We start from the raw sequence: 25,818 nt of genomic DNA on the forward strand, positions 1-25,818 counted from the left end.
TACGTGCGGCCACTGCCGTGGCCGCACGTAACACCGCGTAATAGGTTTATTTCCTGAGGTTGTGCTCGGCCCAGCGAATGAAATCTTCTTTAGGCAGCGCCTTGCTGAAATACCAGCCCTGTCCGTACTGCACGCCGTGGCGATGCAACCATTCGAGCTGCCCTTCAGTTTCAATGCCTTCTGCGACCATCGCCAGCTTAAGCGATTTGGCCATTTCGATAATGTGGGGAGTCACGTTCTTATACTCCAGCGCGTCCACAAAGGATTTATCAATCTTCAGGGTATCGACATCAAGATCCTGCAAATAGCTCAGGCTGGAGTAACCCGTACCAAAATCATCAATGTAGATGGCATGCCCGGAGCGCCGAAACGCAGCGATGGCAGGGGCGCTGACGGCAGGATCGGCAAAGCCGCGCTCGGTCAATTCAAGGGCGATCTGGCGCGGGTGGACGCCCCATTTGTTGAGCAATTGACTCAGCAGGCGAGGCAGCTCGGGGGACGTTAAATCGGCTGGCGAAAGGTTGACAGAAATGTGCAGTTCCGGGTGATGATGCAGCCAGGCACCTAAATCCTCAAACACCTTATTCACCACCAGCTGTGTCAGCGTTGAAATAAGCCCCGTCTGCTCCGCCAGGGGAACAAAGAGATTAGGCGACAGGTCACTGCCATCTGGCTGCGGCCAGCGCATCAGCGCTTCTGCACCCACCAGTTTTCCACTGCATAGCGCCACAATGGGCTGATAGTGAACCTCGATCTCCCGGTTGTTGATCGCGTCGATCAGCCGGTTACGCGGGGAAAGCAAACGGCGGAGGATGCGAAGCACAATAAGGGCTGCAACCAGGCTTATCAGTATGCCTGCCGGTAGCCAGATGATCAGCTGCTGATGCCAGGATGCCGCGAGCGGTTTTAACGATGCCCAGGCAATAACCGTAAGCCCCAGTTCTGGCACCGGTTTCAACACGTACATCGAGCCGTTGTATTGCACGCGCTTAACGTCCTGCTGCTCCTTAACGACAGAAAGAATATACGGGTCGAGAATATTGCTTCTGGCAAATATCCGATGGGTTTCGCTTCCCACCAGGGCGGCATCCATCGAAATGTCACCGAACGGGACAACATCCACAAGCGACTCCGGATCGACCATTACCAGATAATGTCCTTTCCCCAGAACGGCCATATAACGGTGAATGCCGAGGTCGTTTTGCGAGGTGAGCCACGCGCTATATCCGTCTGCGGTGATCCGCATCGGGGGCGGTAAGATCGCCGTATTACTGGATTGTTCCAGAGAGGAGCAGAGCGGCTTCAGGTTATCGATATACATCACTTCCTGAATATAGCGCCATGAGAACGCGACACGACGCATTTCGCGTAAGTGCGGAGGAGTGCAGGGCGGGGCGTTGAACAACTGTAGGTGCGTGAGCGCCTGTTTTGCCTGCGCAACGACTCTGTCGGTACGGATCAGGGCGCGCGAGGCATATCTGTCCAGTGCATCCACAAATTTCGCCTCTGCCTGACGATGCGCCAGCCAGATACTGAGGCACACAGGGACCAGCACAGAGAAGATCAGTACGCCTGTCACCAGGCTGACCAGATGTCGGGTTCGCATGCTGCTGTATCCTTTCCATATGCCCGACCAGGGCATGGAGTTTGCGCGCCAGAGGAAAAATTTTTTATCGCTAAATGATATAGTTATAGCATGTAACAGTCTCTGGCAGTATTTGAAAACCTTTCAAAAACAGGCTGTGCGTCACAGGGGTTGTTTTTGCAGCAAAGCTCAGATAGTATCTTGTTATGTTATAACAATACACGAAGGCCAGAGATGAAACCGAATATCCATCCAACCTATCGCACCGTTGTGTTTCACGACACCACGGCTAATGAATATTTTAAAGTTGGCTCAACGATTAAGACAGACCGTGAAATTGAACTTGAGGGGAAAACGTATCCCTACGTTACTCTTGATGTCTCCTCTAAATCACATCCGTTTTATACCGGGAAGCAGAAGACCTTCTCGACGGATGGCAGCGCGGCACGCTTCCGCAAGCGTTTTGGTGGCTTTCTTGATGCGAAGCGAGGCTAATCATGCAGGTGCTTAACTCATTGCGCAGTGCAAAACAGCGTCACCCGGATTGCCAGATAGTCAAACGCAAGGGACGCTTATACGTGATTTGCAAATCTAACCCGCGCTTTAAGGCGGTGCAGGGGCGTAAAAAAAGACGCTAGACGCGCGTTTCTCGCCAGCTTTCCAGGGATCTTTTCTGTTTGCCATCGACGGTAAAATTGTCGGTGGCAAGCCAGCTTTCAAACGCGCTCGCCAGCGCTGACCACTCTTTGTCGAGAATTGAAAACCAGTCGGTGTCCCGGTTTCGGCCTTTAATGACCAGCGCCTGGCGAAAACGCCCTTCAAACTGAAAGCCAAGACGCAGGGCCGCTTTGCGGGAGGGTTCGTTCAGGCTGTTGCACTTCCATTCATAACGTCGGTAGCCCAGGGTATCGAACACGTACCGCATCAGCAGATACTGCGCTTCTGTCGACATGGGCGTGCGGCTTAACATTGACGAGAAGTGAACATGTCCCACTTCTACAACGCCGTTTTTAGGATCGATCCGCATAAGGGACAGCGTCCCGACAGGAGATTGGGTCTGGTTATCGATAACGCTAAAGTGGATGGGATCGGATAATTTGCTCACGCTCGCCACCCATTCGGCAAACTCCTCTGCGGTGGCATCGGGTTCACGCAGCAGCCACGTCCAGCTTCGGGTATCTCCGGCCAGGGAATACGCAGAGAACAACGCGTGGGCATGCTCCACGCGCAGCGGCTCAAGCCGACAATAGCGACCCTGAAGTACCACCCGGGACGGGGGCGGGCGAGGCTGCCAGTCGGCAAGGCTTTCCCCTACAGGTTGTCCAAACTCATTGAATACACTCATCTTTATTTCCACGATGTTGAAAAGATCTCCAGATTAGTGAATTACTGGTTCCTTAAAAAGAACCACCAGGCTATGTTTTGCTGGTACCACGAGGAGGTAAAGATGAATATACCGGGTGATGAGCTATACACCCTGCTCCATGCTGCGCTGAAAAAACGTGGGGAAGAAACGCTCCAGCGCGCGCTCTACCTTGCTTTGCGGGAGGCCATACTGTGCGGAAGGCTTCGGTCCGGCAGTCATTTGCCCGGCTCGCGAACGCTGGCGCAGCAGATCTCGGTGTCCCGAAACACCGTTAATGCGGCGCTGGACCAGCTCACGCTCGAAGGTTATTTGCTGCGTAGCCGCCAGGGTACGCGGGTGGGGCAATTCGCTCATCGTACGATTGCCCGGACATTACCGGACCCGGACGTCAGGCTGACAAAACGTGTTGCCCTGCTGCCCGCGCCTGTGCCGCGCGACACTCCGGTGATGGCATTTACGCCAGGAACGCCTGCCATCAACTATTTCCCCTTGCCGCTGTGGCGGCGGTTATACGATCGCGTCCTGCGCGAGGAGGGGAGCGCCCTGTTAGGGTATGGCGACCCGGCCGGCGAGCCGACGCTACGGGCCGCCATTGCCCGCCATCTTGCGCTCTCCCGCGGCATTGACTGCGATGCCAGCCAGATTGTGATAACCGAAGGGGCACTGGAGGGCGTCAATCTGTGCACGATGCTGTTAAGCGAGCCGGGGGATGTCGCCTGGGTTGAAAATCCCGGCTATAGTGGTGCTAAAAGCGCTTTCGTCAAAACCGGCCTGGCGATGAGCGGCATACCGGTTGATGACGAGGGGATGTGCTGGGAAGGGTTGTGTGCGCCTTCACCCACGCTGATTTTTACCTCGCCATCGCATCAGTTCCCTTACGGAAGCGTGCTCAGCGCGCGGCGGCGTCTGGCGCTGCTGGAACTGGCCCGGCAGCACAGCGCGTGGATCATTGAGGACGATTACGACAGCGAATTCCGTTATGCCGGTGAGCCCGTACCGGCGATGCTGGGAATGGTCAACAATGCGCCCGTTGTGTATCTGGGGACGTTCAGCAAAACGCTGTTTCCGTCGCTCAGAATGGGGTTCATGGTATTACCGCCAGCGCTGGCTAAGGCGGCGCGTCCGGCCATCGGCTCGCTGCTGCGCGGCGGGCATCGCGCTGAACAGCGCACCCTGGCGCTATTTATTGAGGAAGGCCACTATGCGCGACATCTTGCCGCCATGCGCCGACTTTATCGTAAGCGATACCGCCAGCTGCGGGAGGTGCTAAGCGCAGAGCTTCATACGCCGCACCGTGTTCTTGCCGGAGAAGGAGGGATGCACCTGGCGCTGGCGATTGACGGTATCGACGACCAGCGGCTGGTGGAGCAGGCAAGAGCGTTTCAGCTGGCACCCGCTGCACTGAGCGGGTACTACCTTGAGACGACGCAGGGGCAAACCGGTCTGGTTTTAGGTTACGGCAATACCTCTGCTTCGCAGTTTGCGCCGGGTATTCGACGTCTTCAGGCGCTCATTACACAGCAGCGGGGCGGGAAAGGGTAAAGACATCATAAAAAGAGAGCTGGCCCTTGGTGATGACCATTTTCTGCAACTTCTCTTTTTGCCCGGCTTCGACAGCCGGCGAGTGCAGGATGCTGTCGATCAGCTCTTTCGGCACGTAACGCGTGTTGTACCACTCCCCGTTGTAGCAGACGCGGAAATCGAGTACGTCGATATCTTCATACCGGTAACGCGGATTGACGTCGAAAAAGAAAAACGCGTTAAACACCACGAACAGCACAACCAGCAGCCAGACGGAATCGACCAGCGTTTCAGACTTCAGCATGACGATAAGCGTTGCCAGCCAGGCGGCGTACATGGCGACGAACAATCCGGGATGTTTGCGAATAAAGCTGATGCTAAAGCGCGGACGATTGTCGCGCTTTTCGCGGGTATTGAGCTCGTCGATGGTGGCGGTAAGCAGGCGCTGTATCTCTGTCATTTTTTGCCTTTATGATTGTTAAAAATACAGGTGATCTGCCTATTTTATGAGAGGGGTTTATGCGATGAAAGTAACAGTTATGCCAGGAAAAAGCATAACAGTTACTCAGGATGCGCTTAGATCATTTTAATGATTTTCGCCGGATTCCCGCCCACTACCGCATTGGCCGGCACGTCTTTGGTCACTACCGCGCCGGAAGCGATAACTGCATTATCGCCAATGGTCACGCCCGGATTAATCACCGCGCGTCCGCCGATCCAGACGTTATGGCCTATGGTGACCGATTTACCGTACTCCAGCCCGCTGTTACGTTCGGTCGCGTCCAGAGGATGCGTGGCTGTATAAATGTGCACCCCCGGTGCGAGCATACAGTTATCGCCAATGCGGATAGGGCAGACGTCCAGCATGACGCAGTCGAAGTTGGCGTAAAAATTGTTGCCCAGATAGATGTTATAGCCGTAGTCGCAGCGGAAGCTCGGCTCAATATAAGCGCCTTTGCTTTGACCCAGCAGGTCAGCTAATAAGGCGCGACGTTCGGCCTTCTCATCGGGTGCGGTATGGTTATAGCGGTGAACAATATGACGAGCGCGTAAACGGTCAGCCCTCAGCGTGTCATCGCCGGGGCGATAATATTCACCGGCAATCATCTTCTGTTTTTCTTCACTCATGGGAACCTCTCTGGAATCGTTTTACGTAGCGTAAAGAGGATTAGCCAGAAAGGGAACGTTCCCTAAAAGTGGCTGTGACGGGAGTCACAACATTCTTGCGTATAAATACGTTTTATACGGGGACCTGGCGTTTGCACTTGAAGCGTAATACGAAAGGTAAATTCAGCTTAACAACGGGCGTAGTGCCTTAAAGTCTCTCTTCAACGACTAACGAACAAATTTCCATACCGAAGAGGGGATCTTGTCATAGAGTTTATTCATGGTCAGTTCAGCAAGACGATGGTCGGCAGCTGAATAAAATACCGCCAGTTCATTATCAGACAGCTCGTATTTATTTTTCTCAATAACACGTTCGAGCGTGTCAATTGACTGACAGCGTCGCAGGCGCATCAAATAATCGACTTTAGTTAATGGTTTATCAGACATAAAATTCACCTTAGTATTTGTAATAATTTTAACAGGAAAGACTAACCGGATTAGCTCTGCTGACATTCGTGAAGCAGCGAAATAGACGGTTTCCTGATTTACGCCATTTCTGCAAATCCTGTGCGTTAATGCCGTAGCTGCTGAACAACATAAAGGTGTCGTCCAGGTATTCATCAATTTGCTCTATCAACTTATTATCTTCATTGTACTTAATTTTATAATTAAGTGCGAAGGTTGCGATATGCTCGATCAGCTCATTAAGCTGTAAATTGATAGCAGACGTTGGATCGTTCACCCAGCCATGGTTACTTTCTTCAAGATTGGCAAGGCAGTCATGGTACAAGGATTCGCAGAGAAATTTCAACTGCGCGATATCATGCCTTTTTGGCGAGTACTCGTCCATAGCGCATCCCCTTCTGAGTGATTTTTTACTCACCGAACATCATGTCGGGATGGATACAACTTGCTTAGCCACACGGGAGCTGTGTTCCTGATAACACTAACTATAAGCCACTCTGATCAGGATTTCACCGCGCTATTACGAAAAATTACAATTAAAACGTTTCCTTGCGAGCGCTTACGCAAATGTGACCTCAGACGCGAACACTTTTATCGAGAGAAACCCTTTTTTTAATCCGTTCCTTAAGATTCATTGAGTTAGCGCAATGTTTCATTTGAAGTCCGGATTCAGATGTCTTCGGCATTTACGATGATTTAGGATTTGTCCGAATATTTTAGGCGATGAATTGATATAAAAAGAATGCTGAATTCTACGATTAGCTTATCGGATTATTATGATAAGTCTTATCAGGACGGGTGAAAATAAATAAAACGACAATAAGACTATTTTATGAATTTTTCTGAAAATGAAAAAGGCCGCAAATGCGGCCTTTTTATCATGTGAAACCGGTATCAGTGATGTTCTACCGAATGATTGTGCTCCACATCTTCATTTTTGCGGCTAAAGCGGCGACGTACCACCACGAAGAACACCGGTACAAAGAAGATGGCGAGAACGGTCGCAGTGACCATACCACCCATTACACCGGTACCTACCGCGTTCTGTGCGCCGGAGCCTGCGCCTGAGCTGATAACCAGCGGCATAACGCCGAGGATAAACGCCAGGGACGTCATCAGGATTGGACGCAGACGCATACGAACGGCTTCAAGCGTTGCTTCAATCAGGCCTTTACCTTCTTTCTCCATCAGATCTTTGGCGAATTCGACGATAAGTATCGCGTTCTTCGCCGACAAGCCAATGGTTGTCAGCAGGCCCACCTGGAAGTAAACGTCGTTAGTCAGCCCACGGAAGGTTGCGGCAAGCAGCGCACCGATAACCCCCAGCGGAACCACGAGCATAACGGAGAACGGAATCGACCAGCTCTCATACAATGCCGCCAGACACAGGAACACCACAATCAGTGAAATGGCGTACAGGGCAGGGGCCTGGTTACCGGACAGACGTTCCTGATAGGACATACCGGTCCAGTCGTAGCCAATACCCGCAGGCAGTTTGCTGGCCAACTCTTCCATCAGGTTCATGGCTTCACCGGTGCTTCGGCCCGGCGCCGCCTGACCGAGGATCTCCATCGATGGCAAGCCGTTATAACGCTCCAGACGCGGCGAACCGTATTCCCAGCGCGAAGTTGAGAAGGCGGAGAACGGCACCATCTGGCCATCACTGCCGCGAACGTACCAGTTGTTGATATCGTTCGGCAGCATACGGTATTGCGCTTCGGACATGACGTACACTTTCTTCACGCGACCACGGTCGATGAAGTCGTTGACGTAGCTGCCACCCCAGGCTGCACCCAGCGTGGTATTGATGTCACTGATGGACACACCCAGCGCCTGTGCTTTTTCCTGGTCGATATCGATCTTGTACTGCGGCGTATCTTCCAGACCGTTAGGACGCACGCCCACCAGCAGGTCAGGGTGTTTAGCCACCTCGCCAAATAGCTGGTTACGCGCCTGAGTCAGTTTTTCGTGGCCCAGACCGCCCTGGTCAATCAGCTGGAAGTCGAAGCCGGTCGCTGTACCCAGTTCAACAATCGCTGGCAGGTTAAAGGCGAAGACCATCGCATCTTTAATCTGTGAGAAGGTACCCATGGCCCGGTTGGTAATGGCTTCAACTTTGTTCTCATCACCCGGACGTTCGGACCAGTCTTTCAGAGAAACGAAGGCAATACCGGTGTTCTGACCACGACCCGCGAAGCCAAAGCCGTTAACCGCAAACACGGATTCGACGTTGTCTTTCTCTTTGGTCAGGAAGTAGTCGGTCATCTCATCCAGCACTTTTTGCGTACGTTCTTGCGTCGCACCCGCCGGAAGCTGAGCCATGCTCAGGAACACGCCCTGGTCTTCATCTGGCAGGAACGAGCTTGGCAGACGAACAAACAGGAAAGCCATGCCCACCACGATGATGATATAGAGCAGCAGATAACGACCGGTGCTGCGCAGGATGTTCCCCACGCTGTCGGTGTAGTGATGCGTACTCTTATCAAACATGCGGTTAAACCAGCCGAAGAACCCTTTGTGCTCGCCGTGGCCACCTTTCTTAATCGGCTTCAGCATGGTCGCACACAGGGCTGGCGTCAGGATCAGGGCTACCAGCACCGACAGCGCCATCGCGGAAACGATGGTAATAGAGAACTGACGGTAAATCGCACCGGTTGAACCCCCGAAGAAGGCCATCGGGATAAATACCGCAGACAGAACCATCGCGATACCGACCAGCGCGCCCTGGATCTGGCCCATTGATTTACGGGTTGCTTCCTTCGGCGGCAGGCCTTCTTCCGCCATCACACGCTCAACGTTTTCGACCACTACGATGGCGTCATCCACCAGCAGGCCGATGGCGAGCACCATCCCGAACATCGTCAGGGTGTTTATCGAATAGCCAAATATCGCCAGAACCGCGAAGGTGCCGAGCAGTACAACCGGCACGGCGATGGTTGGGATCAGCGTTGCGCGGAAGTTTTGCAGGAACAGGTACATTACCAGGAAGACGAGGATGATCGCCTCAACCAGGGTTTTAACCACTTCGTGAATCGAAATTTTAACGAACGGCGTGGTGTCATACGGGTAAACAATTTTCAGACCTGACGGGAAGAAAGGTTCCATCTTCTTCAGTTCTGCACGGATAGCCGTCGCGGTGTCCAGGGCGTTCGCTCCAGTCGCCAGTTTGATACCTAAACCGGAAGCCGGTTTACCGTTGAACTTCGCAATAACGTCGTAGTTCTCGCCACCCAGCTCCACTTTCGCCACGTCACGCAGGCGAACCTGCGAACCGTCCTGATTCACCTTCAGCAGAATTTTACTGAACTCATCCGCCGAGGTCAGACGCGTTTGCGCGATGATAGACGCATTAAGCTGCTGGCCTTTCACCGGCGGCGTGCCGCCTAACTGACCGGCTGCAACCTGGGCGTTTTGCGCTTTAATTGCGCTGATCACGTCAACCGGGGTCAGCTGGAAGTTGTTCAGCTTATTCGGATCCATCCAGATACGCATCGCGTACTGTGAACCGAACAGCTGAACGTCACCCACACCAGACGTACGGCTGATGGCGTCCTTCATGTTGGCGCCCACGTAGTCGGAAATATCTTCCTGCGTCATGGTGCCATCGGTGTTAATCACGCCGACAACCATCAGGAAGCTACTGGACGATTTCTCGACGCTCACACCCTGTTGTTGCACTTCCTGCGGCAGCAGGGGCATCGCCAGCTGCAGTTTGTTCTGCACCTGAACCTGCGCAATGTCCGCATCCGTACCGGATTCAAAGGTCAGGGTAATCTGAACTGTACCGGTTGAGTCACTGTTTGAGGACATGTACATCAGGTTATCGATACCGTTCATGTTCTGTTCGATAACCTGCGTAACGGTGTCCTGCACCGTTTTGGCATCAGCGCCCGGGTAGGTTGCGGAGATCGTCACTGCCGGCGGCGCAATCGTTGGATATTGCGCAACAGGCAGCTTCAGGATCGCAAGTCCCCCGGCCAGCATGATGATAATGGCGATCACCCACGCAAATATGGGGCGATCGATAAAGAAATTAGGCATGTCTTAACGGCTCCTGTTTAAGTTAAGACTTGGTTTGTTCTGACTGGCCAGCGGCCGACGCTTGTTGTTTGTCGTCAGATTTCACTTCCTGAGCTTTGACCTGCGCGCCAGGACGAACTTTTTGCAAACCAGTAATAATCACGCGATCGCCATCTTTCAGACCTTCCGTTACCAGCCACTTGTCGCCAATCGCCTGCGTTGCAGTGATATTGCGTGTTTCGACTTTGTTATCGGCACCTACAACCAGCGCGCTCGCATCGCCGCGTGGCGTACGGGTCACACCTTGCTGCGGAACCAGAATGGCGCTTGGGTTAGTCCCTTCTTCAAGACGGGCGCGTACGAACATACCCGGCAGCAGGGTTTTATCCGGATTCGGGAAAATAGCCCGGATGGTGATAGAGCCGGTGGTCTGATCGACGGTCACATCAGAAAATTCCAGTGTGCCTGTTTGTGAGAACTTGATACCGTCGTTGGTAACCAGTTCAACTTTGGCTTTACCGTTTTCCTGTTTCAGTTGTCCGCTGGCAAGCTCCTGTTTGAGACGCAGGAAATCGTTGCTGGACTGTGTAACGTCAACGTAGATCGGGTCAAGCTGCTGCACGGTGGCCAGCGCGTTGGTTTGACCGTTCTGCACCAGCGCACCTTCGGTGACGGCTGATTTACCAATACGACCGCTGATAGGGGAGGTCACTTTGGTGTAGGCGAGGTTAATACGCGCGGTTTCTACCGCCGCTTTCGCCGCCACAACGGCTGCATTGGCTTGCTGTGCATCGGCCAGGGCAGAATCGTAATCCTGTTGGCTGATGTACTGCGTGCCGAGCAGTTTCTTGTAACGATTCAACGTCAGTTGCGAAATTTTGGCTGCCGCTTCTGCTTTCGCCAGATCGCCTTTAGCGCTCTCATAAGACGCCTGATAGGTTGCTGGATCAATCTGATAAAGAGACTCACCTGCTTTCACATCACCGCCTTCGGTGAAGTTACGTTTCAGGATGATACCGCTCACCTGCGGACGTACTTCTGCAATGCGATAGGCGCTGGTGCGGCCCGGTAGTTCTGTTGTCATCTGGAGAGGTTCGGATTTGAGCGTCACGACGCCAACTTCTGGCACCTGCTGAGCTCCTTGTTGAGCCTCTTTCTCGTCACATCCTGTAAGCGCTAAGCTGCCTGAGAGCATCAGAACGACCGCCAGAGGCGTTAACCCTCTGTTTTTGTTCATATGTAAACCTCGAGTGTCCGATTTCAAATTGATCAAGGGTCCTGAGTCTAAAAACCCATTGCTGCGTTTATATTATCGTCATGCTATGGTACATACATTCATAAATGTATGTAAATCTGACTCCTGTAAATTCATCAACGTATGGCACGAAAAACCAAACAACAAGCGCTGGAAACCCGACAACACATTCTGGATGTGGCAATGCGTTTGTTCTCACAGCAGGGTGTTTCGGCAACCTCGCTGGCGCAGATTGCTCAGGCCGCGGGCGTCACGCGGGGAGCGATTTACTGGCATTTTAAAGACAAGTCAGATCTGTTTGGTGAAATCTGGGAGCTTTCAGAGTCCAGCATCAGCGATCTTGAGAGTGAGTATCGGGCAAAATTCCCTCACGATCCACTCTCAGTATTAAGAGAAATATTAGTATATATCCTTGAAGCGACTGTTGTGGAAGAACGCCGACGTCTGATGATGGAAATCATCTTCCATAAATGTGAGTTTGTTGGCGAAATGGCGGTGGTTCAGCAGGCGCAGCGCGACCTGTGTCTGGAAAGCTACGATCGCATCGAGCAAGTTCTTAAGGAATGTATGCAGGCCGACATGCTTCCCGCTACGCTGTTAACGCGCCGGGCGGCGATCCTGATGCGCAGTTATATTTCCGGCCTGATGGAAAACTGGCTTTTCGCCCCGCAGTCGTTCGATCTGAAATCAGAGGCGCGCAGCTACGTCGCGATTTTCCTGGAGATGTGCCAGCTTTGCCCGACCCTTCGCAGCGAGGGAGCGCCGCTTACTGCCTGAATCTTTCCAGGAAATGTCTTAGAGGATTACCTTCCCGCTATTCTGCTTTAGCCGGGCGTGATATTCTTCACGCCCGACTATTTTCGGTCATTTCTCAGATCACATTCACGACTATGCTGCACACCTATCGCTCGACACATTCTGTTCTGGCCGTTTTTTTGATCCTGCTGTTTTTCTTTGCAGCCGCACCGCATTCCTGGGCCCGTGCAGACAACGGCAGTGACGTCCCGACGCGTGCCGAGGTTCAGTCGCAACTCGACACCCTGAATAAACAAAAAGATCTCTCCGCCCAGGAAAAGCTCGTTCAGCAGGACCTGACGGAAACCCTGGATACGCTGGATAAGATCGATCGCATCAAAGCCGAAACGGCCCAGTTGCGGCAGAAGGTCGCTCAGGCGCCGGAGAACATGCGTAAAGCAACGGAGGCCCTGAACGCGCTTAGCGACGTTGATAACGACGATGAAACCCGAAAAACGCTTGCCACGCTTTCGTTGCGCCAGCTCGAGTCGCGCGTGGCGCAGCTGCTGGACGATCTGCAAACGGCGCAGTCCGATCTCTCGACCTATAACAGCCAGCTGGTTTCGCTGCAAACCCAGCCTGAGCGCGTGCAGAACGCCATGTATTCTGCATCGCAACAGCTACAGCAGATACGTAACCGTCTGAATGGCATTACCGTGGGGGAAGGGGCGCTTCGACCGACCCAGCAAACGCTGCTGAACATCCAGCAGACGCTGCTGAACGCGGAGATTGAACAGCAGCGTAAGAGTCTGGAAGGCAACACGGTGTTGCAGGATGCGCTGCAAAAACAGCGTGACTACGTGAACGCGAATATCAACCGGCTCGAGCATCAGCTTCAGCTGTTGCAGGAGGCGGTGAACAGCAAGCGCCTGACGCTGACCGAAAAAACGGCGCAGGAAGCGGTCTCGCCAGACGAAACGGCGCGTATCCAGGCCAATCCGCTGGTGAAGCAGGAGCTGGAAATTAACCATCAGCTGAGCGAGCGCCTGATTCAGGCGACTGAAAGCGGCAGCGCGCTGGTGCAGCAGAATATTAAAGTCAAAAACTGGCTGGATCGCGCTTTGCAGGCTGAGCGCAATGTCAAAGAGCAGATTGCCGTCCTGAAGGGAAGCCTGCTGCTGTCGCGCATTCTTTACCAGCAGCAGCAGACGCTGCCGTCCGCCGACGAGCTGGAAGACATGACCAACCGCATTGCGGATTTGCGTCTTGAACAGTTTGACGTTAACCAGCAGCGCGATGCCCTGTTCCAGAGCGATACGTTTGTTGCCAAAGTGGAAGAAGGCCATTCAAGTGAAGTAAACGGTGAAGTTCACGACGCGCTGTTGCAGGTTGTGGATATGCGCCGCGAACTGCTCGATCAGCTTAATAAGCAGCTGGGCAACCAGCTGATGATGGCGATTAACCTGCAAATCAACCAGCAGCAGCTGGTGAGCGTGTCTAAAAGCCTCCAGGAGATCCTGACCCAGCAGATTTTCTGGGTGAACAGCAACAAACCCATGGACTGGGACTGGTTTAAATCTTTCCCTGAAACGCTGAAATCCCAGATCAAAAGCATGAAAATTACCGTGAACTGGGAGAAAGCCTGGCCTGCGGTAATGATTGCCTTCCTTGCGGGTCTGCCTTTGCTGCTCATCGCCGGAGTAATACGCTGGCGTTTGAAATGGCTGAAGCAGTACCAGGCGAAGCTGGCCTCGGAAGTGGGGCAACTGCGTAACGACAGCCAGCTGCACACCCCGAAAGCGATCCTGATCGATCTGATCCGTGCTCTGCCGGTCTGCCTGCTGATCCTCGCCGTCGGCCTGATCCTGTTGACCATGCAGCTCAATATCAGCGACCTGCTGTGGGCGTTCAGCAAAAAGCTGGCGCTGTTCTGGCTGGTGTTTGGCCTGTGCTGGAAAGTGCTGGAAAAAGATGGCGTCGCGGTCCGACACTTCAACATGCCGGAGAAACTCACCAGCCACTGGCGTCGCCAGATTGTACGTATCAGCCTCGCGCTGTTGCCGCTGCACTTCTGGTCCGTTGTGGCCGAGCTTTCGCCGCTGCATCTGATGGATGACGTGCTGGGACAGCTGGTAATTATGCTGAACCTGCTGCTGATAGCCGTCCTGATGTGGCCGATGTGCCGCGACAGCTGGCGTGATAAAGAGTCCCACAATCTTCGTCTGGTTACCGTAACGGTGCTGGCGATCATTCCGCTGGCGCTGATGGTGCTGACGGCAACGGGTTACTTCTATACCACGCTTCGTCTGTCAGGCCGCTGGATTGAAACCGTGTATCTGGTGATCCTGTGGAACCTGCTGTTCCAGACCGTGCTGCGCGGTTTGAGCGTGGCGGCGCGCCGCATTGCGTATCGTCGCGCTGTTGCCCGTCGACAGCATCAGGTTAAAGAGGGGGCTGAAGGGGCTGAGCCGCAGGAAGAGCCGACCATTGCCCTGGAGCAGGTCAACCAGCAAACGATGCGTATTACCATGCTGGTGATGATTGCGCTGTTTGCGGTGATGTTCTGGGCCATCTGGTCTGATTTAATTACCGTCTTCGCCTACCTCGACAGTATCACCCTCTGGCAATACAACGGTACCGAAGCGGGCGCTGCGGTAATGAAAAGCGTCACCATGGGCAGCCTGCTCTTTGCGCTGGTGTCGTCGGTGGTGGCCTGGGCGTTGATCCGCAACCTGCCTGGTCTGCTGGAAGTGCTGGTGCTCTCAAGGCTGAACCTGCGTCAGGGGGCGTCGTATGCCATTACCACCATCCTGAACTACGTCATTATTATTGTCGGGGCGATGACGGTATTCGGCTCGCTGGGCGTCTCGTGGGATAAACTCCAGTGGCTGGCGGCGGCGCTGTCGGTAGGTCTGGGCTTCGGCTTGCAGGAGATCTTCGGTAACTTTGTTTCTGGCCTGATAATCCTGTTCGAACGTCCGGTGCGTATCGGCGATACCGTCACCATCGGCACCTTCTCCGGGACCGTCAGCAAGATCCGTATTCGTGCGACCACCATCACTGACTTCGATCGTAAAGAGGTGATCATCCCGAACAAAGCCTTCGTGACCGAGCGACTGATCAACTGGTCGCTTTCGGATACTACGACGCGCGTGGTGGTCCGACTCGGGGTGGCATATGGTTCAGATCTGGATAAAGTGAAAGAGGTCCTACTGGAAGCCGCGAAATCACATCCTAAAGTGATGCACGATCCTGCGCCTGACGTATTCTTCACCACCTTCGGGCCAAGCACGCTGGATCATGAGCTGCGCCTGTACGTACGCGAACTACGCGATCGCAGCTACACCGTCGATGAGCTGAACCGCACCATTGACCGTCTGTGCCGTGAAAACAACATTAATATCGCCTTCAATCAGCTTGAGGTTCACCTGCGTAACGAGAAAGGTGACGAACATACGGAAGTGAAGCGCGAGATTAAGGGTGACGAAAACTCCGCCCCTCACCCTGCCCTCTCCCCAGAGGGGAGAGGGTAAAAAGCGAATCAGGGCAGATCTTTCAAACCGCACCTAACGGTCCCCTCTCCCTCCAGGGAGAGGGCTAGGGTGAGGGTGAGGGCAACCGGCCTTCACCTTTCCCTCAAAATCCCGCCGCACAATCTCCAGCGCTTTCAGCACCGTCTCCGCCGGGATCTCGTGATTCTCCAGCAGCATAATTAAATCGACGGCCAGCTTGACCTCGTCGGGGGCATTTTCCAGTGACATTAGTGGCTCCTGTTAACGGGTCAGGCGTTCAATGACGCGTTCAATCTCATCCAGCGCCTGACGGCAGCGGACGATGCGGCCTTCCAGCGCGCTGATTTCACGCATTAATAACTGCTGCTCTTGCAGCGTTTCGCTGGTGGTCAGGCGGGCTTCGCGCTCACACTTCATCTCAAACAGACGCCGCTCAAACTCCTGGTTCTCCAGCCGCTTGCGCTGCCATTTTCCGAGCCCAGGCGAGGCGCTGTCCCACGCCCGTAGCGGCCAGGCGGCGATTTCGCGGTGCAGGGCGGTGATCTGCTCAGTAAGATGCTCCGCAAGCCACACCACCTGTTCCTGCTGTTCACTCTCAACCGCGTGGCGAAGCTCGTCGAGGTTGGTCTGCATTTCAGCAAGGTAATCCTGAATGACGGTACTGCGGGTGCGGAAGAGCTGCCGGTCAAAGCGCGGTTTCAGCGTAGCATGTCCCATCAGCGGTGTGGCCTGCGCCCGCAGCGCGATCAGCTGATTTTGCAGCCTCTCAAGAAGCAGTGCTGTTTTCAATGCGCTCTCCAGTGGTAAAGTAGCCGTTCAGTTTGATAACGATTCGCATTATGCAGCGTACTATTTTAATCATCATTGGCTGGCTCGCGGTAGTGCTGGGTACGCTGGGCATCGTATTGCCCTTGCTGCCGACCACCCCGTTCATCCTGTTGGCCGCCTGGTGCTTCGCCCGCTCGTCGCCGCGTTTTCACCACTGGCTCCTGTACCGTTCGTGGTTTGGCGGCTACCTGCGGCACTGGCAAAAACACCGGGCCATGCCGCCCGGGGCCAAGCCGCGCGCCATTGCCTTCATCCTGATCACCTTCGCCGTCTCGTTATGGCTGGTGAAAATGATGTGGGTGCGCATTCTGCTGCTGGCAATCCTGGCCTGCCTGCTGATCTTCATGTGGCGGATCCCCGTGGTTGATGAAAAGCAACAAAAGCACTGAAGCCTCATCATGGCGGTTGCAATTATGGCGCACAGCCAGTAAATTCGACCGTTTTCGAGCACAGGTGCGCCTGGTCAAAGGTTAAACAACTGTTACTTTGACCGACTCGTCGCGCGCCGTGAGTAACACTGTTTCATTTAGGCACAAACCGATGACCGCAACTGCACAGCAGCTTGAATATCTGAAAAATAGCATCAAAAGTATCCAGGATTATCCAAAGCCTGGCATTCTTTTCCGTGATGTCACCAGCTTGCTGGAAGACCCGAAAGCGTACGCCCTCAGCATTGAACTGCTGGTTGAGCGTTATAAAAACGCCGGGATCACCAAAGTAGTAGGTACCGAAGCCCGTGGCTTCCTGTTCGGCGCACCGGTTGCGCTGGCGATGGGCGTGGGTTTTGTGCCGGTGCGTAAGCCGCGCAAACTGCCGCGTGAAACCATTGCTGAGAGCTATGAGCTGGAATACGGCACCGATCAGCTGGAAATTCACGTTGATGCCATCAAGCCAGGCGACAAAGTGCTGGTGGTGGACGATCTGCTGGCAACCGGCGGCACCATCGAAGCGACCGTGAAGCTGATCCGTCGTCTGGGCGGGGAAGTGACCGACGCGGCCTTCATCATCAACCTGTTCGATCTCGGCGGCGAGCAGCGCCTGGAAAAACAGGGTATTACCAGCTACAGCCTGGTGCCTTTCCCGGGACATTAATCCCGTATCTCACAACCTCGCTCAATGGGTGAGGTTGTGATAGCATTCCCCTCCATTAATTCACCTTCCAGCGTTGCAGAGCCTGCCCATGAGTTATCAGGTGTTAGCCCGTAAATGGCGACCACAAACCTTTGCTGACGTTGTCGGTCAGGAACATGTGCTGACGGCCCTGGCGAACGGCTTGTCGCTAGGTCGCATCCATCACGCCTATCTTTTCTCCGGCACCCGTGGCGTCGGTAAAACCTCTATTGCCCGTCTGCTGGCAAAAGGTCTGAACTGCGAAACCGGGATCACCGCCACCCCGTGCGGCGTATGTGACAACTGCCGGGAGATCGAGCAGGGGCGTTTTGTCGATCTGATCGAGATCGACGCCGCCTCGCGCACCAAGGTGGAAGACACCCGCGATCTGCTCGACAACGTGCAGTACGCCCCGGCGCGCGGCCGCTTCAAGGTCTATCTGATCGATGAAGTGCACATGCTGTCGCGCCACAGCTTCAACGCCCTGCTGAAAACGCTGGAAGAGCCGCCTGCGCATGTCAAATTCCTGCTGGCGACCACCGATCCGCAAAAGCTGCCGGTCACGATCCTGTCGCGCTGCCTGCAATTCCATCTGAAGGCGCTGGACGTTGAGCAGATCCGCGCACAGCTTGAACACATTCTTGATGAAGAGAAGATCGTTCACGAGCCGCGCGCCCTGCAGCTGCTGGCCCGCGCGGCGGACGGCAGCCTGCGTGATGCGCTGAGCCTGACTGACCAGGCAATTGCCAGCGGTGACGGTAAGCTTTCCACTGACGCGGTCAGCACCATGCTCGGCACGCTGGATGACGATCAGGCGCTGTCGCTTATCGAAGCGATGATTGCCGCCAACGGTGAGCGGGTAATGACCCTCGTCAACGATGCCGCCGCCCGTGGCATTGAATGGGAAGCGCTGCTGGTCGAGATGCTCAGCCTGCTGCATCGCGTGGCGATGCTGCAATTGTCTCCGTCGGCCATTGGCGCGGACATGGCGACCATTGAACAGCGGATGCGTGAACTTGCGCGCACCGTGCCGCCGGCTGACGTGCAGCTTTATTATCAAACCCTGCTGATTGGCCGCAAAGAGCTGCCGTTTGCACCGGATCGCCGGATGGGCGTTGAAATGACGCTGCTGCGCGCGCTGGCCTTCCATCCGCGCAAGCCATTGCCGGAGCCGGAAACGCCCCGGCAGTCCTTTGCGCCGGTTGCGCCGACCGCGGTAATGTCACCGCAGCAGGTGCCACCGCAACCGGCATCGCCGCCGCCGCAGAACGTGCCGCTGTCGGATGCCACCAGTTCGGTGCTTGCCGCACGAAGCCAGTTGCAACGTGCGCAGGGAGCAACCAAACCAAAAAAGAGTGAACCGGCAGCGCCTGCAAGAGCGCGGCCGGTGAACAACGCCGCGCTTGAACGACTGGCCTCGGTAACGGAGCGCGTGCAGTCGCGTCCGGCACCGTCCGCGCTCGAGCAAAAAGCCCCGGCGAAAGAAGAGGCATACCGCTGGAAGGCGACTACCGTTGTTGAAACGGTCAAGGAAGTGGTCGCCACGCCAAAAGCGCTGAAAAAGGCGCTTGAGCATGAAAAAACGCCGGAGCTGTCCGCGAAGCTCGCGGAAGAGTCCATCGAGCGCGACGCCTGGGCCGCTGAGGTCAGCAAACTTCAGCTGCCGAAGCTGGTGGAGCAGGTCGCGCTGAATGCCTGGAAAGAGCAGGAAGGCAATCAGGTGCGTCTGCATCTGCGTCCGGGCCAGCGACATCTGAATTCCCCTGGTGCGCAAAAGGCGCTGGCCGAGGCGCTTACCGCCTTACAGGGTGTGCCGGTTGAATTGACTATCATTGAAGATGATAATCCGGCGGTGAAAACGCCGCTCGAGTGGCGACAGGCGATTTATGAAGAGAAGCTCGCGCAGGCGCGCGAGTCGATTATCGCGGATAACAACATCCAGACCCTGCGCCGGTTCTTCGACGCCGATCTGGATGAAGAGAGTATTCGCCCCCTTTGATCGTGAGTCTGACTTACGGTTGTAATCCTTAACGTGAAAGAAGAGAGAAGCCTATGTTTGGTGGAAAAGGCGGTCTGGGTGGCCTGATGAAGCAGGCTCAGCAGATGCAGGAAAAAATGCAGAAGATGCAGGAAGAGATCGCTCAGCTGGAAGTCACGGGTGAATCCGGTGCCGGTCTGGTCAAGGTGACCATCAACGGTGCGCACAACTGCCGTCGCGTTGAAATCGACCCGAGCCTGCTCGAAGACGACAAAGAGATGCTGGAAGATCTGGTTGCAGCCGCGTTTAACGATGCCGCTCGCCGTATCGACGAAACCCAGAAAGAGAAAATGGCCTCTGTTTCCAGCGGTATGCAACTGCCGCCGGGCTTTAAGATGCCATTCTGATGCAAACCAGTCCGCTGCTCACGCAGTTAATGGAAGCACTGCGCTGCCTGCCGGGCGTTGGCCCGAAGTCGGCGCAGCGTATGGCGTTTACGCTATTGCAGCGCGACCGCAGCGGCGGGATGCGCCTGGCGCAGGCTCTGACCCGCGCCATGTCAGAAATTGGTCACTGTGCGGATTGCCGGACCTTTACCGAGCAGGACGTCTGTAACATCTGCACGAACCCGCGTCGTCAGGAAAACGGTCAGATTTGCGTGGTGGAGAGTCCGGCGGACATCTACGCCATCGAACAAACCGGGCAGTTTTCCGGCCGCTATTTCGTGCTGATGGGGCATCTCTCCCCGCTGGACGGCATCGGCCCGGATGATATCGGTCTCGATCGTCTTGAACAGCGTCTTGAGTCCGAGACGATCAAAGAGGTGATCCTCGCCACCAACCCGACGGTGGAAGGGGAGGCAACCGCCAACTACATCGCCGAGCTGTGCGCGCAGTACGGCGTTGACGCCAGCCGCATCGCCCACGGCGTGCCGGTCGGCGGTGAGCTGGAGATGGTCGACGGCACCACGCTGTCGCACTCGCTGGCCGGACGACACAAGATTATTTTCTGACCAAACGGAGGCTGCGTGCGCGGCCTCCGCTTGAAAATTCCCCCCCTTATCCCCATCTCTCACTCAACGTTTTACAACCCCATTAAATGGCATTGTTGAGGTCGACTTAGATGAAAGGACAAGAAACCCGTGGTTTCCAGTCAGAAGTAAAACAGCTTCTGCACCTGATGATCCATTCCCTGTATTCCAACAAAGAAATCTTCCTGCGTGAGCTGATTTCCAACGCCTCCGATGCGGCGGACAAGTTGCGCTTCCGCGCGCTGTCCAACCCGGATCTGTACGAAGGCGATGGCGAACTGCGCGTGCGCGTCTCTTTTAATAAAGAGAACCGCACCCTGACGATTGCCGATAATGGCATCGGGATGAACCGCGACGAGGTGATCGACCATCTCGGCACCATCGCTAAATCCGGCACCAAAGCGTTCCTCGAGTCCATGGGCTCTGACCAGGCGAAAGACAGCCAGCTGATCGGTCAGTTCGGCGTAGGCTTCTACTCGGCATTCATCGTGGCGGATAAAGTCACCGTGCGCACCCGCGCCGCGGGCGACAGCGCCGAAAACGGCGTGCTGTGGGAATCCAAAGGGGAAGGCGAATACACCGTTGATGATATCACCAAAGCGGATCGCGGCACCGAAATCACTCTGCACCTGCGCGAAGGCGAAGACGATTTCCTGAACGACTGGCGCGTACGCTCCATCATCAGCAAATATTCTGACCACATCGCGCTGCCGGTTGAGATTGAAAAACAGGAAGAGAAAGACGGCGAAACCGTGGTTTCCTGGGAGAAAATCAACAAGGCGCAGGCGCTGTGGACGCGCAACAAAGCTGAAATTAAAGACGACGAGTACAACGAGTTTTACAAGCACATCGCCCACGACTTTACCGACCCGCTGACCTGGAGCCACAACCGTGTGGAAGGGAAGCAGGAGTACACCAGCCTGCTGTACATTCCGGCGCAGGCGCCGTGGGACATGTGGAACCGCGATCACAAGCACGGCCTGAAGCTGTACGTGCAGCGCGTCTTCATCATGGACGACGCCGAGCAGTTCATGCCGAACTACCTGCGCTTTGTGCGTGGCCTGATAGATTCCAACGATCTGCCGCTGAACGTCTCCCGTGAAATTCTCCAGGACAGCACCGTCACCCGTAACCTGCGTAACGCCCTGACCAAGCGAGCGTTGCAGATGCTGGAAAAACTGGCGAAAGACGATGCGGAAAAATACCAGACCTTCTGGAAACAGTTCGGCCTGGTGCTGAAAGAAGGCCCGGCGGAAGACACCGCGAACGTGGAAGCTATCGCTAAACTGCTGCGCTTCGCCTCTACGCACAACGACTCCTCCGCCCAGACCGTGTCGCTGGAAGAGTACGTCTCCCGCATGAAAGAAGGGCAGGAGAAGATCTACTACATCACCGCCGACAGCTATGCGGCAGCGAAGAGCAGCCCGCATCTGGAGCTGCTGCGTAAGAAAGGCATCGAAGTGCTGCTGCTGTCTGACCGCATCGACGAGTGGATGATGAACTACCTGACCGAGTTCGACGGTAAATCCTTCCAGTCCGTTGCTAAAGCCGACGAGTCTATCGATAAGCTGGCGGATGAAGTGGACGACAGCGCGAAGGAAGCCGAGAAGGCGCTGGAGCCGTTCGTTGAGCGCGTGAAAACCCTGCTGGGCGACCGCGTGAAAGAGGTGCGCTTCACGCACCGTCTGACCGATACGCCAGCCATTGTCACCACCGATGCGGACGAAATGAGCACCCAGATGGCGAAACTGTTCGCTGCGGCGGGCCAGGCCGTGCCGGAAGTGAAATATATCTTTGAGCTTAATCCGGATCATCCGCTGGTGAAACGCGCGGCGGATACCCAGGACGACGCCCGCTTTGCGGAGTGGGTTGAACTGCTGCTGGATCAGTCCCTGCTGGCCGAGCGCGGCACCCTGGAAGATCCTAACCTGTTCATTAAACGTGTGAATGCGCTGCTGCTGGCGTAATACAAAACCTACCCCTCACCCTGGCCCTCTCCCCAAAGGGGAGAGGGTATAATCGTCCCCTCTCCCCTTTGGGGAGAGGGTTAGGGTGAGGGGGCATTCTCGCACTACCCCAAATAATCTCCCCCCGTTAACCGTTTCAGCCTCCCCGCCTTCCTTGAGCGATACCCGTTCTGGTGGTATTGTTTAGCGCTTTTGAAAAATTGAATCGACATTTGAGGGGATTTTCGCAATGCGTATTATTCTGCTTGGCGCTCCGGGCGCGGGTAAGGGAACTCAGGCTCAGTTCATCATGGAGAAATACGGTATTCCGCAAATCTCTACTGGTGACATGCTGCGTGCCGCTGTTAAATCTGGCTCCGAGCTGGGCAAACAAGCTAAAGACATCATGGACGCAGGCAAGCTGGTGACCGACGAACTGGTTATCGCGCTGGTAAAAGAGCGCATTGCTCAGGAAGACTGCCGCAATGGTTTCCTGCTGGACGGCTTCCCGCGCACCATTCCTCAGGCTGACGCCATGAAAGAAGCGGGCATCAACGTGGATTACGTGCTGGAGTTCGATGTACCGGACGAACTGATCGTTGACCGTATCGTTGGCCGTCGCGTGCACGCTGCCTCTGGCCGCGTTTACCACATCAAATTCAACCCACCTAAGGTTGAAGGCAAAGACGACGTGACCGGCGAAGAGCTGACCACCCGTAAAGACGACCAGGAAGAAACCGTGCGTAAACGCCTGGTGGAATACCATCAGATGACCGCACCGCTGATCGGCTACTACTCCAAAGAGGCGCAGGCGGGTAACACCAAATACGCGAAAGTTGACGGCACCAAAGCCGTGGCTGACGTACGTGCAGAGCTGGAAAAAATCCTCGGCTAAGCGCACCTCTCTCACCCGGAGCCCCGGGTGAGAAAAATTCTCATCTTACCTATTACAGCAATGGGTTTCGTTTAAACGCATTTCCGCTACAATTGACAGCCTATCAAATGGTTAAGAGGCGTGAATGAGTCAGGCGAAAACCGGCATCCTGCTTGCCAATCTGGGCACCCCAGAAGCACCTACTCCAGCGGCGGTAAAACGCTACCTGCGACAATTTTTAAGCGACACGCGCGTCGTGGATACCCCAAGACTGCTGTGGTGGCCACTGCTGCGTGGTGTTATTCTGCCGATTCGTTCTCCGCGTGTAGCAAAGCTCTATCAGTCCGTGTGGATGGAAGAAGGCTCGCCGCTGATGGTCTACAGCCGTCGTCAGGAGAAGGCGCTGGCCGCCCGTCTGCCGGACATGCCCGTTGCGCTCGGTATGAGCTACGGTAAGCCATCCCTGGAAAGCGCCGTCGACTCTCTGCTGGCGCAGGGCGTTGAACACATTGTGGTGCTGGCCCTTTATCCTCAGTATTCGTGCTCCACGGTGGCTGCCGTCTGGGACGAACTGGCACGCATTCTGGCGACCCGCCGCCGTATACCGGGCATCACCTTTATCCGCGACTACGCCGATAACGAGCTGTACATTCAGGCGCTTGCCAGCAGCGCGCGCGCGTCGTTTGAAAAACACGGCGAGCCGGATCTGCTGCTGCTCTCCTATCACGGTATTCCGCAGCGTTTCGCGAACGAAGGGGACGATTACCCCCAGCGTTGCCGCGATACCACCCGCGAGCTGGTCTCCGCCCTCGGCCTGCCGCCTGAGAAGGTGATGATGACCTTCCAGTCGCGCTTCGGTCGTGAACCGTGGTTGACCCCGTATACTGATGAAACGCTAAAAATGCTGGGCGAGAAGGGCGTGAAGCACATTCAGGTTATGTCGCCGGGCTTCTCGGCGGATTGTCTGGAAACGCTGGAAGAGATTGCCGTCCAGAACAAAGAGTTCTTCATGGAGGCCGGCGGAACGAAATACGAATACATTCCTGCGCTTAACGACTCCCCTGAACACATCGATATGATGGTGTCACTGGTCACCACCCGCCGCTGATCGCGTTACGGGCCGGGTTTGTGCTACCATTCCCGGCCCGTATTCTTTGCACAGTTCAGACCATGAAATTTCCCGGTAAACGTAAGTCCAAACACTATTTCCCCGTCGATGCCCGCGATCCGCTGTTACAGCAAATTCAGCAGGAAAGCGAAACCAGCGCTGCCTGGGTGGTCGGTATCGATCAGACGCTGGTGGACATTGAAGCCAAAGTGGATGATGCGTTTGTCGCACGTTACGGTCTGAGCGCCGGGCACTCGCTGGTGATTGAGGATGACGTTGCCGAAGCGCTGTATCAGGACCTGATGCGCGAAAATCTTATCACCCACCAGTTTGCTGGCGGCACCATCGGTAACACCATGCACAACTACTCCGTTCTGGCAGACGACCGCTCGGTGCTGCTTGGCGTGATGTGCAGCAATATCGAAATCGGTGGCTACGCCTACCGCTACCTGTGCAATACCTCCAGCCGCACCGATCTGAACTATTTGCAGGGCGTTGACGGGCCGATTGGTCGTTGCTTTACGCTGATAAGCGATTCCGGCGAGCGTACCTTTGCCATCAGCCCCGGCCATATGAACAAGCTACGCGCTGAAAGTATTCCGGAAGAGGTGATCGCGGGCGCGTCTGCGCTGGTGTTGACGTCTTATCTGGTGCGCTGCAAGCCGGGCGAACCAATGCCGGACGCAACCATGAAGGCAATTGAGTATGCGAAGAAATACAACGTGCCTGTGGTTCTGACGCTGGGCACCAAATTCGTGATTGCCGACAACCCGGAGTGGTGGCAGGCCTTCCTGAAAGAACACGTCTCGATTCTGGCGATGAATGAAGAAGAAGCCGAAGCGCTGACCGGCGAAAGCGATCCGCTGCTGGCGTCTGATAAGGCGCTGGACTGGGTGGATCTGGTGCTCTGCACCGCCGGGCCGGTCGGGCTGTACATGGCGGGCTTCACGGAAGAAGAGAGCAAGCGGAAAACCCAGCACCCGCTGCTGCCGGGCGCTATCGCCGAATTTAACCAGTACGAGTTCAGCCGCGCCATGCGTCATAAAGACTGCATCAACCCGCTGCGTATCTTCTCCCACATTGCACCGTATATGGGTGGCCCCGAGAAGATCATGAACACCAACGGCGCGGGCGACGGCGCGCTGGCCGCGCTGCTGCACGACATCACCGCTAACGCCTACCACAAAACCAATGTGCCGAATTCCAGCAAACACACCTTCAACTGGCTGACCTATTCCTCGCTGGCGCAGGTGTGCAAGTACGCGAACCGCGTGAGTTATCAGGTGCTGAACCAGCATTCACCGCGCTTAACGCGTGGGCTGCCGGAACGGGAAGACAGCCTCGAAGAGGCGTATTGGGACAGGTAAAAGAAGACCCC

At 55.3% G+C, this 25,818-nt stretch carries 24 protein-coding genes and 1 other annotated feature; of the genes, 14 read left to right on the forward strand and 10 right to left on the reverse strand.

The features are described from left to right. Positions 1–46 precede the first annotated feature (46 nt). On the reverse strand, positions 47–1,606 hold the full coding sequence (locus ACOTXC_RS08995; RefSeq protein ID WP_058676947.1) for an EAL domain-containing protein: 1,560 nt from the start codon (positions 1,604–1,606) through the stop codon (positions 47–49). A gap of 213 nt (positions 1,607–1,819) precedes the next feature. Here ACOTXC_RS08995 and ACOTXC_RS09000 point away from each other — a divergent pair, with 213 nt between their 5' ends. Beyond that, positions 1,820–2,080, forward strand: coding sequence for a type B 50S ribosomal protein L31 (locus ACOTXC_RS09000; protein WP_015571255.1), 261 nt, complete (start codon positions 1,820–1,822; stop codon positions 2,078–2,080). Positions 2,081–2,082: 2 nt separating this feature from the next. Next, positions 2,083–2,223 (forward strand): type B 50S ribosomal protein L36, encoded by a 141-nt coding sequence (ykgO, locus tag ACOTXC_RS09005; protein ID WP_003859006.1) that lies wholly within the window; start codon positions 2,083–2,085, stop codon positions 2,221–2,223. Here ykgO and ACOTXC_RS09010 read toward each other — a convergent pair. Further along, the gene (locus ACOTXC_RS09010) at positions 2,220–2,930 is read right to left on the reverse strand and encodes a GNAT family N-acetyltransferase (protein ID WP_022647267.1); all 711 of its coding nucleotides are present in this window, start codon (positions 2,928–2,930) and stop codon (positions 2,220–2,222) included. The genes ykgO and ACOTXC_RS09010 overlap by 4 nt on opposite strands. Positions 2,931–3,032: 102 nt before the next feature. Between ACOTXC_RS09010 and ACOTXC_RS09015 the strand changes: the two genes are divergently transcribed. Continuing rightward, a complete protein-coding gene (locus ACOTXC_RS09015) occupies positions 3,033–4,493 on the forward strand; it encodes a PLP-dependent aminotransferase family protein (protein WP_023299463.1) in 1,461 nt (486 codons plus the stop codon). On the opposite strand, the gene ACOTXC_RS09020 is transcribed toward ACOTXC_RS09015, so the two are convergent. The 6 genes from ACOTXC_RS09020 to acrA form a co-directional block, all read right to left on the reverse strand. Continuing rightward, positions 4,465–4,932, reverse strand: coding sequence for a YlaC family protein (locus ACOTXC_RS09020; RefSeq protein WP_022647269.1), 468 nt, complete (start codon positions 4,930–4,932; stop codon positions 4,465–4,467). The two genes, ACOTXC_RS09015 and ACOTXC_RS09020, sit on opposite strands and share 29 nt — an antisense overlap. Positions 4,933–5,048: 116 nt before the next feature. After that, positions 5,049–5,600: a maltose O-acetyltransferase gene (gene maa, locus ACOTXC_RS09025; protein WP_161177432.1), complete on the reverse strand. Its 552-nt coding sequence runs from the start codon at positions 5,598–5,600 to the stop codon at positions 5,049–5,051. Positions 5,601–5,807: 207 nt separating this feature from the next. Beyond that, positions 5,808–6,026 (reverse strand): HHA domain-containing protein, encoded by a 219-nt coding sequence (locus ACOTXC_RS09030; protein ID WP_015571250.1) that lies wholly within the window; start codon positions 6,024–6,026, stop codon positions 5,808–5,810. A gap of 28 nt (positions 6,027–6,054) precedes the next feature. After that, entirely contained in the window at positions 6,055–6,429 is a 375-nt protein-coding gene (gene tomB, locus ACOTXC_RS09035; RefSeq protein ID WP_006809850.1) for an Hha toxicity modulator TomB, read from the reverse strand. A 509-nt stretch (positions 6,430–6,938) separates the two neighbouring features. Beyond that, positions 6,939–10,085 carry a multidrug efflux RND transporter permease subunit AcrB gene (acrB, locus tag ACOTXC_RS09040; protein WP_023299464.1) on the reverse strand — a complete coding sequence of 1,049 codons (3,147 nt, stop codon included), beginning with the start codon at positions 10,083–10,085 and terminating at the stop codon, positions 6,939–6,941. A 22-nt stretch (positions 10,086–10,107) separates the two neighbouring features. Further along, entirely contained in the window at positions 10,108–11,301 is a 1,194-nt protein-coding gene (gene acrA, locus ACOTXC_RS09045) for a multidrug efflux RND transporter periplasmic adaptor subunit AcrA (RefSeq protein ID WP_421767571.1), read from the reverse strand. 141 nt (positions 11,302–11,442) lie between these two features. On the opposite strand from acrA, the gene acrR reads away from it, so the two are divergent. Then, positions 11,443–12,096, forward strand: a complete 654-nt coding sequence (acrR, locus tag ACOTXC_RS09050; RefSeq protein WP_032624732.1) for a multidrug efflux transporter transcriptional repressor AcrR — start codon at positions 11,443–11,445, stop codon at positions 12,094–12,096. 113 nt (positions 12,097–12,209) lie between these two features. Then, complete coding sequence (gene mscK / locus ACOTXC_RS09055; RefSeq protein ID WP_023305598.1) at positions 12,210–15,587, forward strand: mechanosensitive channel MscK; 3,378 nt, start codon at positions 12,210–12,212, stop codon at positions 15,585–15,587. Between the two features lie 33 nt (positions 15,588–15,620). Here the strand turns inward: mscK and rsmS are convergent, their stop codons facing one another. Together rsmS and priC are read right to left on the reverse strand one after the other, a co-directional pair. After that, positions 15,621–15,815: a pleiotropic regulatory protein RsmS gene (gene rsmS, locus ACOTXC_RS09060; RefSeq protein WP_022647275.1), complete on the reverse strand. Its 195-nt coding sequence runs from the start codon at positions 15,813–15,815 to the stop codon at positions 15,621–15,623. A 12-nt stretch (positions 15,816–15,827) separates the two neighbouring features. After that, positions 15,828–16,355, reverse strand: a complete 528-nt coding sequence (gene priC, locus ACOTXC_RS09065) for a primosomal replication protein N'' (RefSeq protein ID WP_022647276.1) — start codon at positions 16,353–16,355, stop codon at positions 15,828–15,830. Between the two features lie 50 nt (positions 16,356–16,405). On the opposite strand from priC, the gene ACOTXC_RS09070 reads away from it, so the two are divergent. The 9 genes from ACOTXC_RS09070 to ACOTXC_RS09110 all read left to right on the forward strand — a co-directional run bounded on the left by ACOTXC_RS09070 (position 16,406) and on the right by ACOTXC_RS09110 (position 25,807). Further along, positions 16,406–16,783, forward strand: coding sequence for a DUF454 family protein (locus tag ACOTXC_RS09070; protein WP_001189855.1), 378 nt, complete (start codon positions 16,406–16,408; stop codon positions 16,781–16,783). Positions 16,784–16,934: 151 nt separating this feature from the next. Then, a complete protein-coding gene (apt, locus tag ACOTXC_RS09075) occupies positions 16,935–17,486 on the forward strand; it encodes an adenine phosphoribosyltransferase (protein ID WP_000127359.1) in 552 nt (183 codons plus the stop codon). A gap of 88 nt (positions 17,487–17,574) precedes the next feature. After that, entirely contained in the window at positions 17,575–19,503 is a 1,929-nt protein-coding gene (gene dnaX, locus ACOTXC_RS09080; protein WP_023299467.1) for a DNA polymerase III subunit gamma/tau, read from the forward strand. Next, positions 18,833–18,897 (forward strand) — a sequence feature (DnaX frameshifting element). Its footprint overlaps the gene before it by 65 nt. Positions 19,504–19,556: 53 nt before the next feature. Then, complete coding sequence (locus ACOTXC_RS09085; protein ID WP_003858972.1) at positions 19,557–19,889, forward strand: YbaB/EbfC family nucleoid-associated protein; 333 nt, start codon at positions 19,557–19,559, stop codon at positions 19,887–19,889. Beyond that, on the forward strand, positions 19,889–20,494 hold the full coding sequence (gene recR / locus ACOTXC_RS09090; RefSeq protein WP_006809843.1) for a recombination mediator RecR: 606 nt from the start codon (positions 19,889–19,891) through the stop codon (positions 20,492–20,494). The genes ACOTXC_RS09085 and recR overlap by 1 nt, the downstream gene beginning before the upstream one ends. Before the next feature lie 110 nt (positions 20,495–20,604). Continuing rightward, complete coding sequence (gene htpG, locus ACOTXC_RS09095; RefSeq protein ID WP_015571245.1) at positions 20,605–22,479, forward strand: molecular chaperone HtpG; 1,875 nt, start codon at positions 20,605–20,607, stop codon at positions 22,477–22,479. 229 nt (positions 22,480–22,708) lie between these two features. After that, positions 22,709–23,353: an adenylate kinase gene (gene adk, locus ACOTXC_RS09100; RefSeq protein WP_022647279.1), complete on the forward strand. Its 645-nt coding sequence runs from the start codon at positions 22,709–22,711 to the stop codon at positions 23,351–23,353. A gap of 124 nt (positions 23,354–23,477) precedes the next feature. Then, positions 23,478–24,440, forward strand: coding sequence for a ferrochelatase (gene hemH, locus ACOTXC_RS09105; protein ID WP_017383216.1), 963 nt, complete (start codon positions 23,478–23,480; stop codon positions 24,438–24,440). 62 nt (positions 24,441–24,502) lie between these two features. Next, positions 24,503–25,807, forward strand: coding sequence for an inosine/guanosine kinase (locus ACOTXC_RS09110; RefSeq protein WP_063146583.1), 1,305 nt, complete (start codon positions 24,503–24,505; stop codon positions 25,805–25,807). Positions 25,808–25,818: the final 11 nt, after the last annotated feature.

It is taken from the genome of Enterobacter cloacae complex sp. IR5428 (assembly GCF_049238585.1).
Lineage (GTDB): Bacteria > Pseudomonadota > Gammaproteobacteria > Enterobacterales > Enterobacteriaceae > Enterobacter > Enterobacter intestinihominis.